The following is a 13,641-nucleotide window of genomic DNA, read 5'->3' on the forward strand; positions in this document are numbered from 1 at the left end:
ATTATTATTTAAAAGGGGGGATAAAAAATGAGTGAAGAAAGTATGAAAGTAATTAATTTAGAAACTAATAAGGATAATTTGGTTTCACCAAATGCATGGTTGGTAAGGAAATCTTTAGAGCAAAAGGGTGAATTCTTTTCATTAACTTGTAGGCTTACAAGTTTAGAGTGTCAAGGTATTAAAAAAGATGATTACTTCGTAATATTACAAGAAAATATTGAAGGATGTTTTGTAACTGCTTTTGCACGATTATACCAAAAACGATCCAATTTAGATAAAACTACATTTTATTTTGATGGAATTCTTCCTGTAATTAATGATAAGAGATTAAGAATAAATACTCAGTTTAATAATGAAAACGTAACAATTAAGCGTCTTGACTGGAATGAATTTGAAAGTATTTTCAGAGAGATTACAGGAGCAGACATTCCAACTATTCCAACTTTATCCGGGGAATCTACACAGGAACAGGCTTATATTCGAAAACTATTGGAAAATGCCGTTAGGGATGATTTGCTTGGCCCAGCAAATGGTCCGCATGAAGAGATTATAGGAATGAGTGTTAGGGATCGATATTTAGTCGGTAGACTTGCCCCAAAAGAAACTTTCCAGGATGAGTACGATGATCCAGGAGTTGCAAAAGCCTCTGTTAACCCTATGGGGCCAAGTGGGAGAAATGATGATGAAGAATCAAATGGAAATAGTGATGTTTCATCAAATAAATCACTTGTCCCGTCTTCGGTTGGATTAACCTTTTGTGTTGAAGGTTCAGTTAAAGAGTTAGAAATTAGTGTTAGTTGGGGAAGGTACGTACGAGAGAAAAGCGAAAAAGAAGATCACAATGGGAAACCCTTTAGAGCTTGGAAGAGAATCCCTTCAGGCGGTATTGAGACGCTTGCATTAAAAGAAGGAATGCTTAAACCATTAATTGTTGACGAAGATTGCCCTGAAGTGTTGATTCAAGGAACAGTTTATCCACCTTTAGAAAACGGCGACAGATTAGTAACGCTTTTTCTAGTAAATTCACAAGAAAAACCCGAAAGCAATCAAGACGTTGCTTGGATATTTCAACCGGAAATAATAATTTCAGATCCTAAAGGAAAAGCAGTTTTTAGGAAAAGACCTGTCTTAAAAGATGATGATATTGATGTAGAGAGAGAAACACTTGAAATGATTTACCGTAAACAGGTTGAATTTGCAGTTGGTCATGGTATTTCAGTTCATGCAAAGGTTGCAAATGATGAGAAAAATCACGCAGTAGAAATACGAACTTCTGTTATTCCAAGTTATGAAATTCCGGTTACTGAAACACCTGGATTAAACATTGAAGACCGAGTAGCAATGCGGAAAATGGTTAATGAAGGTTATTTAGATATGGAAAATTTAGCAACATTGGAACAATTACAACTTTGTGACGTGTTATCAATTTTAACAGATGATTATCAAGATTGGATTGAAGAGCAAAAGAGTAGAATAGGAAGAGAGTTAAAAGGTTTTGATGATGTTGCATTGGCAGCTATGAATAAATGTGAGGAAATTTTGAAAAGGCTTCGCGACGGTATAATGGTACTCTCTCGGGATAAAGATGCATTGGAAGCATTTCGTTTTGCAAATAAAGCAATGGCCTCCCAACGTATTCGGAGTATTTATTCACTTAAAAGAAGACGAGGAGAGAAGGTCAATCTTGAAACTCTGAACATCTCTAAGAATAGATCATGGCGACCATTTCAGTTAGCTTTTTTACTATTATCAATTCCAGCACTTTCTGATCCTACACATAAGGATCGCACTGAATCGGTTGAGGCATTTGCTGATTTATTGTGGTTTCCGACGGGTGGTGGAAAAACAGAGGCTTATTTAGGAGTGGCAGCATTTACCATGGCTATTCGTAGGAAACAGGGTAATCTAGGGGGGCTTGATGCCAGTCGTGGATTATCGGTAATAATGCGCTATACCTTAAGACTTTTGACATTACAACAGTTTCAAAGAGCAACAACGCTTATTTGTGCGATGGAAGTATTGAGGAAAAAGAATTCTGAAATATGGGGTGAAGTACCTTTTACTATTGGTTTATGGGTAGGAGTAAAAGTTACACCTAATACAACTGAACAGAGCCATGAGGCAATAGAAAAAGAAAGGGAAGGAAAACATGGTAATGGTTCAACTCCAGCACAACTGACAAGTTGTCCTTGGTGTGGTAGTGAAATTTCACCGGGACGCGATATTCGTGTAGACAAAGAAGTCGGAAGGACCCTTATATTTTGTGGTGATAAATATGGTAGGTGTGACTTCAGTCATGCAAAATCTAAGGAAAATGGATTACCAGTACTTGTAGTTGATGAAGAAATCTATAGAAATCCACCTACAATGTTAATTGGTACTGTTGATAAATTTGCGATGATGGCTTGGCGAGGAGAAATCAGAAACCTTTTTGGATATGTTAATCAAGAATGCACACGTCATGGATTTGTTTTGCCAGACTCCGATGTTTGTACAGGGAATCATCAAAAAAAAGGAAAGCTTGAAGCAACAAGAGTAAAAAGGGTTTCTCGATTACGCCCACCTGATTTAATTATACAGGATGAGTTTCATTTAATTAGTGGTCCTTTAGGAACAATGGTAGGTCTATATGAAACTGCAATAGATTCCCTATCTACTTGGGAACATAAAGGGAAGAAGATAAGACCAAAGGTAGTTGCTTCAACTGCGACAGTAAAAAAAGCAGAAGAACAAGTTGAGAGTGTTTTTTTACGCCAAGTATCAGTATTTCCCCCACAAGGATTGGATGTCGAAGACAACTTTTTTTCTGTTCAAAGACCAATAAATAATAATCCAGGACGTAGATATGTAGGCATTTGTTCACCAGGAAGCTCTCGTCCAGCAGTTTTAATTAGGGTATATGTTGCTATATTAACAGCTGCCCAAACTTTATTTAAGCACTTTGGCAAAGCCGCAGATCCTTATATGACACTAGTTGGTTATTTTAACTCATTACGTGAATTAGGAGGTATGCGAAGACTTGCCGAGGACGATGTCCAGACACGATCATATAGAGTACAGATGAGTGAAGTTGAGAGACCGGGGTTAAGTCAAAGATCAGTCAAAAATATCGATGAATTAACATCACGTGTTTCTAGTAAGGATATTCCCCAAAAACTTGATCAACTAGAAATTGCCTTTAAAAAAGAGTGGAAAAAGGGTGAGACACAAGCCCTGGATATTGCCCTTGCTACAAATATGCTCTCTGTAGGGGTAGATGTAAACAGGCTTGGATTAATGGTGGTAAATGGACAACCTAAAGGTACAGCTGAATATATTCAGTCAACCAGCCGTGTTGGCAGATCCTTTCCGGGAATAGTTTTTACAGTACTTACATGGTCCCGTCCTAGAGACCTTTCTCATTATGAAACTTTTGAACATTATCATGCAACCTTTTATAAGCATGTTGAAGCACAGTCTGTCACTCCATTTGCGCCTAGAGCATTAGATCGTGGTCTTACGGGAACAATGGTAAGTTTAATTAGACTATTAAATGATGAGTTAAATCCAAATATTGGGGCACAAAATTTAAATAGTTCCTCTCAACCTGAAGCTGTGAGCGTTAGAAAAATCATCTCTAATAGGGGGTGGAATATTAAAAATGATAGGTCAATAGCAGAACAGATTGAGGGAATGGTAAAGGATCGAATTGATTTATGGCAAAAAGAATCAAATAGACCTGGACGAAGACTGGGATATGAAGCTGAAAGGAAAAAGGGGGATATTGCTTCGTTATTAAAAAAACCAGGAATTGTTTCGTGGGATAAGTTCACTGTTCCTATGTCAATGCGTGAAGTAGAACCAGGTGTACAGTTAATAATGGATATCGAAACTCTTCCTGAAGGACCAAATTGGAAAAGACGTAGTCAAGGAAATGATAGTGATGATAGGAGGGAGAGATAATGAGTACGCATAAAGTAGGAGATGTAAGACCAACTCAACTCTTATGGACATATGGACCAGGGGCTTTGATTGATTTGCCAAATTTATCTGTAATTACTATGGGATTACAACGTTGGGATGAAGAACAATGCTCTCCAGTTGAAGAAGCTAGATTACTTGCTGCTGTTAAGAGAGTGCTTGGGCAACAGGTAGAAAGGTTGCGTGTTCCACCTTTTATTAGAGATGAAAATGCAAGTCCATTATCGTCAGAGGGTAAAATAGGGGTTCCAGTAAGACCTTTTCCACGATGGCTAAGATGTGTCAAATGTGGTTTGTTAGCAGAGTATGATTCAGGGTTATTTAATATTAAATCAAATCCATTCCGTCCTGAAAAAACTCATTTTGTCCATACAAACTGCGAAAAAGGTAACCGATCGGATGCTGTACCTGCTCGTTTTTTATTAGCATGTAAAAATGGTCATCTGGATGATTTCCCATGGCATTGGTTTGTACATGGTGGGGAATCTTCATGTAAAGGTACACTACGCTTTTTTGAAAGTGGGGCATCTTTACAAACACAAAATCTATGGGTTAAATGCGATTTGTGTGGAGATAGTAAATCACTTGTTCATGCCTTTGGAGAGGAAGGACAACAAAATTTACCCGCATGTCGGGGGCGGCATCCCCATCTCGATATCTTTGAGCAAAATTGTGATGAGGAGGCAAGGGCAGTATTACTTGGGGCAACAAACAGTTGGTTCCCAATAACATTATCAGCTCTAGCTATTCCTATGGAAAAGAATCCTTTAAATCAATTAATCGTAGACGGATGGGAATATTTTGAAGAAATTGAATCAGAACTTGAAGCTAAAATCACGATTAAAACTTTATCGAAAAGCGGTGCTCTACCAGGTATAGGTGAATACAGCCCTGCGGATGTATGGGACGCAATAAAGTCAAAGAAAGATGGAAATGCAAAAGAAGAGTTTATAACAGAAACGGATATTAAAGGACCTGAATGGAAGGTCTTAACATCTTCAAGAGCGCTTACAGATTGGCCACACTTTCTAAGTAGGAAGGTAGATTGCCCATCAAATTACAATGATAAAATTAAAAATGTACTGCTTTTAGAGCGTCTTAGAGAGGTCAATGCATTAATTGGCTATACAAGAGTTGAGGCAATTGAAGAATCCATGGATGAGGAAGAAAGACCTTATATAGCCAAACTTACTAAAGGCAATCCAAAATGGGTTCCTGCAAGTGAAGTTCATGGGGAAGGTATTTTTATTCAATTTAAAGAAGAAATAGTGAAAGAATGGGAAGCACGAGAAGCTGTAAAAAAACGTAGCATCATGCTTTTGAATGGGCATAAAGGTTGGCGTAATGCTCGTAAATTAGATCCTAATGAGGGTTTTCCAGGTATTAGATTTACGATGTTACATACCTTTGCCCATTTGTTGATTCGTGAATTAGCTTTAGAGTGTGGTTACAATGAGGCAAGCATAAGAGAAAGAATATATGCTGATAAAGAAACATCAATGGCAGGAATTTTAATTTATACTGCTGCGGCTGATTCTGATGGTACTTTGGGTGGATTAGTGGAACTTGGCAAGCCGGAGAATTTAGGCAGGTTGATTGAGCAGGCGTTAAATAGGGCAACAATCTGTTCATCAGATCCGATGTGTTCAGAACATGACCCTAGTGAAGATCGATCACTTCATTCAGCTTCTTGCCACGCATGCTCATTTGTGGCAGAAACATCATGCGAACGTGGGAATCGTTATTTGGATAGAGCGCTTTTGGTAAATACGATAGATTTTCAGGGAGCAGCTTTTTTTAAAGGGAGATTCGTGATTAATGAATGATCTTTGGAGCGTTATTTCTCAACTTGGCTTTGATTTACACCCTGATAGAATAGAATACATGGCTAAGAAAATATCAAAGATTTCTTTACCCTCGGAATTATTGAATACAACATTTAAACAAGGTCTAAATGTTAATCAGCAAACGTTAATCCAGTTAAAAAATGCTTGGGAAAAAGAAGTTGATATTTCATCAAGAGAGATTTCCGCAGCATTGAAATCAGCATCAGTTACTGCATCAAATTCGTTTGTACGGCAAGGTTCGGTAGAGATAGTGTGGACAGGACCAGACACCGGTTTAGTCCCGGTAAGGCACACAGAACAGGTTTTAAAAGAAGTCATTGATTTAGCAGAACACAGAATCTTTATTGTCAGTTTTGTTGCTTATGAATTACCATCATTAGTTAGATCATTACAAAATGCAATTAGCAGGAATGTAAAAATTGACATGCTGTTAGAAATATCTAATGAACAGGGTGGTAGAGTTAATAGTGATTCTATAAAGATAATGAAGGATGTTATCCCTTCTGCAGACATTTATGTTTGGGATAAATCTAATAATAGTTCATTAGGAGCAGTACATCCAAAATGTGTTGTATCTGATGGGCATCAAGCTTTTATAACCAGCGCTAATTTAACTAGAGCAGCTATGGAACGGAACATGGAATTGGGGGTTCTCATAAAAGGTGGCAGTGTTCCATCAAGGCTAGGCATGCACTTAGAATCTCTTATTACCACAGGAATTATAAAATGTATTTCTTGAATATGTTTGAGGATTTAGAAAATATGGTTGTAATTGTAAAAATTACGGTCGGATAATAATCTCAAATTTGTTAAAACCCTTCAGGTGGTAGAGATGCAGGAGCAATGATAGTATTGATCCCTTCTACCCTAGAACACAAACCTTACCGACCGGCTTGCTTGTAATGGAGTTAACCTGTTTCCACTACACGTAGTGTTCAAGTCGTTAGATTTTAGTTGATTTTTGTAACATGATGTGATGTGTTTAAAAAGAATGTACAGTATATTTTATAACTGTGTTGGAAATTAAGAGATATTTGAGACAAGCAGATCAATTTTGGTCTGCTTATTGTATGTTTCGCCTAGCATCAAGGATTGAAAGTCTATCTACACTTTATTAACCCTTGTGTCTTTTATCTTAATTGAATCACCGTATATATACGATAAATCTTACGAGCGGTGGTGTGAGAGGTCAGGGGCAAATCACCCATTCCTACTCAATTGTAATGATAGTTCATAAATCTAGAATATAGTGTTATCAATTGTTATTAGGTAAAACCATGTAGGAGTTAAGAGGAGATTGCGTTCATCTAAGGAAGTACAACACGTTCATAGTGTTGTCATTTCTTAAGAATGGTTACTCCAAATGTATATAAGGGTTTTTGAGAGAGGTTGCTGTTAGAGTAGTTTATAAATGTAAAAGGTAAGACCACGTCCATGGTTTCTCTGTGATGAATGTGATTTTAGATTCTATCATTATATGATTTTTCACTTCGAAGATTCTCCTCTATTCGCAATATTTTGTATTCTCGACTTAAGTGAGAGAGAGATTCCTTTTGGGAACAACATTCTTTCCTTTTTTGAATATTATTTCACTTTTTAGAGAGATTCTTTTCATGTTCTCCTCTCAGCGAAATGATTATCTCTTAAACATTATATATAGCAAAAACATAGGGAAAGTCTACCTTTGCACATAATGTTCATAAAATAATATCATGGTATGTCCTGGTAATTTGTGAACAAATCGAATGTAAAGTGAAATAACAAGGAGGTCAGTTTCTTACTCCTTGTTATTAAGGTAAGGTAATACTGCATTATTTCTGATTAAGAAAGTAATCAAATACGTCCAAGAAAGAGTTGGTTCTATCAAGGGAATATTGATTTATAGTTACATATCCACATTCCCTATCATATAATTCTGATGATCTGTGTATAGGAAAATCAAGAACATTATGCTCTCTAATAAAAGTTTCAGCATCTTTATTCCAAAGAATGACAGGTTGTTTTAATCTACTACTTAGAAATATCTTGGGATATTCTTGTAAAACCTTACTATCAAGTGATTTTTCATAGGTTGAGATGAAATTTGATAAGAGATCTTCTGGAGAGTAAATGTCCATAGATAAACTATCTCCCCAAAGCTCTTCGAAGTAAACTTCTTCCTCATCCTCAGTCATCTCCTGGTTTGTTGTCCTAGTCAGATCATAAGGAGTAATACTCGTAACAAGATGGAGATGAGCTGCACAAGCATTCATAGTGGTAGGGATTTCTGCCACAGCTAGGTACTGAACTTGTTTATATCCACTTGAATTCATTAAATGGTTTAGAAAAATATCTATCTTATCTTTTGCTTGCCAGTAATCACTTAGTGTGATTCTTAATCTAAATTTAACTATCAGACTATCCGTATTATTTACAAAATTAGTTAAAGTAAGTCTTTCTAAATAAATAATATTCCCTTGGATTACATCTTGTTCAAATCCTAACTCCTTAATTTTTTTTCGGCAATTGAAATCATAAATGAATACTTTTGATCCACAGTTAACTAATTTTGTTTGATGTGTCATTATTATCTTCTCCTTCAATCCAATTAATTAACACGTTTTTTGACACTTTAATTCTTTTACCTACATTCACAACGTGAAATTGTCCAGAATGAACCAACTCATAGGCTTGTTTCCTTCCTACTCCTAGGATTTCTTGAACGTCAGAGACATTTAGAATATCTGGATAATCATATAATTTCTTGTACATAATCAAGCAGCTCCTTTGCATTCTCAACATAGTATTGTTCATATTTAGACTCACCGGTAAATGGTGAGTGGTAGGTGTCACCGTCTTCAAGAGTAGGCTGACACTTAGTAAGGAGGTCGTAAAATTCTAATGGATTATCAATTTCAAGAGAAATTGGTTGTTTCAAACCATGTGAATGGAAATATCTTTTATGACCATTGAGTCGAGGGTCAGTAATCCCTTTATTTAAATAGAATGTAATCTTCTTATTTTCAGTTGCATTTGATGTGGTAATTTCTTTGCTCACCCATCCGTACCCCCAAAGTTTTTGTAAGTCTTCAAATGAAACTTCTGTAAGGTTGCAGATAAGGTGATAATGAATTGCTCCTTGGCGATTTTTATCCTGGAACTCTGTAACACCTAGGTATTTAAAGCCTGGAAGATTATTAGTTTTTAAATAGTAAGCAAGCCGTTTTTTAAAGTCAGTAAACAGCTTGTAACAACTTTTGATGTCAGTGATATCTACTTCTTCAGTTGACTTAAATGTAAGTGTGACAAATGCATACTGGTCTGTAAAGTTGCATTCTAGTAATCTTCGAATATTTTTGCGTGCACGGTTAATGCTTATCCTCTGATTGTATTCGTAATTATCATTGCATTGATTTGAGGAAGGTTTACGTCCTCCTTGAGAGTGTTTGATTGTGGGTGGATGAATAGAATGTTGTGTTATTTCCACCATTCTGTTGCTGATGCAGGCTTTCATATACTGTGAATTCATATTTCCTCCTAGTGTTAGGTTAAGATTTTTAGTCAAATTAATCACTTCTTATAGATTTTTAGTCAAATTAATCACTTCTTATTTAATCACTTCTTATCAAGTCATAATTGCTTGAAAGCATTGATTACTTTTAATACACCGGTGTACTTTAGAAAAATATTTATGTTCTTATTGTATCTTCCATTATTCTAAAGACTCAAAACCAATCAGCCTCAGTACACACGCATTAATTTTATTCTGAAAAAGTTTTTATGTTGAATAATATACGTAGGTTAGAATCCCTATTAATTTCATTGAAATGCTTTTGATTTCGCAATAAATTGTAACGCATTACATTTTTTATGCAATATTTACCAATTGATTAAAAGGTTGTATGATGTTTATTAAGCGGATTTATAATTACTAGATTATTTTTCGGGAAGGGGATAGTTATTTATGGATTTAATCATTGATATGACATGCGGAGTAGATAATTTTACTATTAACCCAAATACAGATAAGGATGGAAATGTAAAGGTTTATCTTCAAACTAGGCTTGGAGACACTATTGATTTAATTTTAACTCCTCGAGATTTAGAAGAATTTATTGATATCTTAGAGTCTGTTTGTGGAGCTTTCCACAGCAATAAATATTAGATATGAAATCATATGCAGCTGTATATTCGGAATCAAATGCTGCTCCCACTCCACTCCTTAGTCTTGTTAAGACAATATACGATGTTTATGGGTAATGTCAGGTCAAAAATTCATTACAATTTCTCTGAAATTCAATGATTTCCTACTAGAATATAATTCACACACTAATAACCTAAATTATGGTATTCAAATCAGAAGGAGTATGATATATAGATATGGGATGGAAGGACCATAAAGGAATCTATAAGCAATACTTAATGAGATCTCTGAGAGAACCATCAGCAGAAGCTAAGCAGAGAGCTGAAGATATGATCCTAGATGAAGACGTACTAAGGGTTTTTGTTGATGCTTCTGAATTAAAATCTCAAGGAATATTTGGGTTGGGTCTTTGTTTCGTTGGGCAGGGTTCTGTAATTGTAAAATCCAAAAAACTGTATAATCAATCTATGAAAAAACAAATAATATTTGCTGAGCTCTCTGCTATTGAATTTGCTCTTGAACAAATTTCTATACTTTATAAAGAAAAAGATAATACACTTCCAGAGATTATTATCTATAGTGATATAACGTTGGTAGAGCAGTTAAGTGGAACAAGCGCAATAACAAAAAATCAAGAAATAAATTTAAAGGCAAATCGAGTAAGAAATTTATGGGAAGCATTCTTAGAGTTTCAACCAGGTATTAAATTACAAATCAAAAATATGAAACAAGAAATGAAAAAGTTTAACCCTTATTATAAAGCTGCACACAATGCAGCAAGGAGTGTTATCGGAAACTGATGATACGGAGATTATAGGTAAAGAGTGTGTGTTTGATCTAATAAACGGGGAGAACTTTATTGAGTATTAAAAACCAACGAAAGTATTGAAAGAAATATCATTTAATATAGAAAATGCAGAGCAGGTTGACATACATTACCTTGAATCTTTATTTGAGGTAAGATATTACGGTGGAGGTCATAGGAATTCTGAATTAGAGAGAACACGCATTGAAAGAATTACAAAGGAGTTAAATTTTCTTTTAGAATTACAGGAATCTGACCGACTGGGTGCCCTTATTAAGGGACAATCTTCTTTAGAAATAATAGACTCGTTGTCGTCAATTAGGCAAATTGAAAGATACTTTACACAATATGAAAAGCTTCATATTTAAAATCGGGAAAAAAAGAGATGAATGATTCTTCTAACTACAGAGATCTTTTTGATTCTGTAGATTTATCTCAAATGAAATTACAAATATTAGGGGACCTAGTACAAAGCCTCATTTCAGTGAACGCTATTTCTCATGAAGACGAAGAAGTTTCAACAACTGATGCTCTTATATCCATACAAAATATTACACAAAACGCACTTTGGTTAATATTTGAAGGTTACCGTTCTCTTTTTTGGGGGAAGTTAACAAGAGAAGAGATACAAGATGTATTAGAAAGAAAGTATGAATGTCTTATTTTCGAAAAAGAAAATGCCATGTTTGACTTATACGTGAATCTTTGGTATCGAAACTTTGAACGCAAAAAAAAAATTTTTATTAAAGATGTAAAGTAACCTCCTAGAGTATCTCTTTTTTATTATTTTGGGTATTTTATCAAAATAATAGAGAAGAAACTAATGTTTCTAATTGTAGTGACGCTTAATGTACTATTTTGATAATGAAATATCTTTTATTAAAAAACTACAAATATGACGGATGCCCCCAATATTATTTGGTATATTGGGGGCTCTTTTCTAGTTTTTGATGTTCGTTATCAGGATAATGATGTTCGATATTTAACTTACGGTGTATATCTTTCATAATCTCTGGATCATTGAAAAATAACATACCGTATTGAGAAGAAGCTGAGAGCACCTTTTTCATTACATAATGAATATAAGGACAGTTCTTAAATTCGTACACTAAATCAATTACTTCATATTCAGCCTTTTTAACGAACCAAAGCTTTTCGGTAATTGCAAACTGCTGTTGTCCGTACAGAAGAATCAACATTTTTTTGCAACAGTAATCGAAGGTTTCTGCATTTAATCCGATTAATCCAATTTCATGTTCGTCTTCCGCTTGAACATTCTCATCCAGTGTTTCAAGTATAGATGTAAAAGAAGTTGGGTTCTGCCTGAGATTCTTATAGGCTTCATTAATGTCCTTCCCATCGAAGTTAGTAATCATGTATTTAACTAAGAAACCTGCAATACCATATTGAGAAATCTCAATAGCTTTCACCAGTAATTGTAAAAGAATAATAATGGCATTTTGCTTCATTTTAATTTGATTTTGGGCAGCAATGGCTTTAAACATAGAAGCGCTGGATTTTGACTTAGAACGCTCAATTCCATCGGTAATATGCTCTTTAAAATCATATACAACTGTTGTTAATAAACTTATATTGCCTTTAATAATTAACCTTTGAATCAAGTTTTTATATATGATTAGCGTACTTTCTTCGGGAAGTTTTTTGAGACCATTAAGAAAGTGTTTCACTTGCCGTTCGTTAGAAGTATCCAATGAATCTAAAAATTCATTCAAACTTAAAGTGAAATATTGTTTAAGGCTTCCTTCTCCACCAAGAAAAATCGAAAAGTACAGGTTGGTTAATTTTTTTCCTTTATTAAAATGGTTATTCTTGTATAAATGTAAAGTCAAGGATAGAGTATTCCTTAGTAAAGAATTATAAATTTCAAGAAAAAGCTCTCTGTCCCTGTCCAACAAGTAACTAGCTGGATTTTCCACCTCAAGTTTTTCAAAGGAGTTTTTAAGTTTCTCTATTACTTTAGATAAACGGTCGATATCTTCATCAAAGTCCCTATTCATATTGTTATCTCCCAAGAACTTTAGATATTGAAAGGTACTTTCTATATTATGATGTTGAGACTTATATACATCATCAAGGAGCTTGTAAAATCTTTGGTTCTTATAAAATGCCGTCAATAAATCAAAGTTGTCAGACAGTAAAGATATTGATGTTTTGAGCATTTTATCAGCATTCATAGAATCAAAGAGATATTTGATTAACAAAATTACAAACATTATGGCAAGGAAGATTAAAAATACCCATAGCATAATTCTAAAGATTAAGATTTTGGTATAGTGCAATTGATGATATAGAGTATTACCTTCCGATAAAAAGGACTCTATATTAGAAGAGAGAGTATGTCCTGTTATCATTGTGAAAATTAAAATAGTAACAGCTAAGACAACCAGCCCATTTTTCTTCGTTTCGTTGTAAAGGGATGGAGAAATGGACTTCTGTTCTCGATGAGTAAATACATACATCGCAGATAAAATAGATAGTACAGTAACCAACAAATTTGTAGTTGTGGTGATTATATACTTAACAGTTGCATCATTAAAATGCTGAAAACCAGTGTAAAGTAAGAAATCATTAATGCTTTGCTTTAAAGGTTCGGGAATAGGGCTTGTAAAAGAGGGAATAAAAAAATAAAATATAATGAATATTGCATACAATATAAACCAATTGTAGTAAATGGTATCAAAAAATTTTTTCTTTATTACATTTCTTCGATATCTTTTAAGTGTTATATGTAATCTATATAATTTTTGCTTGTCTTTTAATAAAGTGAATAATGGCGTTATTTTTAATCTCTCCCCTAGTTTTTGCACCCAATTGAAAAATCTCGTCATGAATTTTTCCCCTTTAGAATAAGAAAGAGACGAGAAACCTCGCCCCGTTTTCTACTT

Annotated in this window: 10 protein-coding genes; 6 read left to right on the plus strand and 4 right to left on the minus strand. The window is 34.6% G+C overall.

The window, feature by feature from the left end; genetic code table 11:
• Positions 1-27 precede the first annotated feature (27 nt).
• The 3 genes from drmA to drmC are packed head-to-tail and all read left to right on the plus strand — an operon-like array spanning position 28 to position 6,546.
• Positions 28-3,942 (plus strand): DISARM system helicase DrmA, encoded by a 3,915-nt coding sequence (drmA, locus tag ACSVDH_RS02715; RefSeq protein WP_439253087.1) that lies wholly within the window; start codon positions 28-30, stop codon positions 3,940-3,942.
• The gene (gene drmB / locus ACSVDH_RS02720) at positions 3,942-5,786 is read left to right on the plus strand and encodes a DrmB family protein (RefSeq protein ID WP_439253088.1); all 1,845 of its coding nucleotides are present in this window, start codon (positions 3,942-3,944) and stop codon (positions 5,784-5,786) included. The genes drmA and drmB overlap by 1 nt, the downstream gene beginning before the upstream one ends.
• Positions 5,779-6,546, plus strand: a complete 768-nt coding sequence (gene drmC, locus ACSVDH_RS02725) for a DISARM system phospholipase D-like protein DrmC (protein WP_439253089.1) — start codon at positions 5,779-5,781, stop codon at positions 6,544-6,546. Before drmB ends, drmC begins: the two co-directional genes overlap by 8 nt.
• Positions 6,547-7,618: 1,072 nt before the next feature.
• Here drmC and ACSVDH_RS02730 read toward each other — a convergent pair.
• Genes ACSVDH_RS02730 through ACSVDH_RS02740 form a run of 3 tightly spaced genes read right to left on the minus strand, consistent with a single transcriptional unit; the run spans position 7,619 to position 9,315 of the window.
• Positions 7,619-8,371, minus strand: coding sequence for a hypothetical protein (locus ACSVDH_RS02730; RefSeq protein ID WP_439253090.1), 753 nt, complete (start codon positions 8,369-8,371; stop codon positions 7,619-7,621).
• On the minus strand, positions 8,346-8,558 hold the full coding sequence (locus tag ACSVDH_RS02735; protein ID WP_439253091.1) for a helix-turn-helix domain-containing protein: 213 nt from the start codon (positions 8,556-8,558) through the stop codon (positions 8,346-8,348). Before ACSVDH_RS02735 ends, ACSVDH_RS02730 begins: the two co-directional genes overlap by 26 nt.
• A complete protein-coding gene (locus ACSVDH_RS02740) occupies positions 8,539-9,315 on the minus strand; it encodes a rolling circle replication-associated protein (protein WP_439253093.1) in 777 nt (258 codons plus the stop codon). The genes ACSVDH_RS02735 and ACSVDH_RS02740 overlap by 20 nt, the downstream gene beginning before the upstream one ends.
• 435 nt (positions 9,316-9,750) lie before the next feature.
• On the opposite strand from ACSVDH_RS02740, the gene ACSVDH_RS02745 reads away from it, so the two are divergent.
• The 3 genes from ACSVDH_RS02745 to ACSVDH_RS02755 all read left to right on the plus strand — a co-directional run bounded on the left by ACSVDH_RS02745 (position 9,751) and on the right by ACSVDH_RS02755 (position 11,495).
• Complete coding sequence (locus ACSVDH_RS02745; protein WP_439253094.1) at positions 9,751-9,951, plus strand: hypothetical protein; 201 nt, start codon at positions 9,751-9,753, stop codon at positions 9,949-9,951.
• A 215-nt stretch (positions 9,952-10,166) separates the two neighbouring features.
• Positions 10,167-10,730, plus strand: coding sequence for a hypothetical protein (locus ACSVDH_RS02750; RefSeq protein WP_439253095.1), 564 nt, complete (start codon positions 10,167-10,169; stop codon positions 10,728-10,730).
• Between the two features lie 390 nt (positions 10,731-11,120).
• Positions 11,121-11,495, plus strand: a complete 375-nt coding sequence (locus ACSVDH_RS02755; RefSeq protein WP_439253097.1) for a hypothetical protein — start codon at positions 11,121-11,123, stop codon at positions 11,493-11,495.
• 154 nt (positions 11,496-11,649) lie between these two features.
• On the opposite strand, the gene ACSVDH_RS02760 is transcribed toward ACSVDH_RS02755, so the two are convergent.
• On the minus strand, positions 11,650-13,584 hold the full coding sequence (locus tag ACSVDH_RS02760) for a hypothetical protein (RefSeq protein WP_439253098.1): 1,935 nt from the start codon (positions 13,582-13,584) through the stop codon (positions 11,650-11,652).
• Positions 13,585-13,641: the final 57 nt, after the last annotated feature.

It is taken from the genome of Metabacillus sp. Hm71, from assembly GCF_051842955.2.
Classification (GTDB): Bacteria; Bacillota; Bacilli; order Bacillales; family Bacillaceae; genus Metabacillus.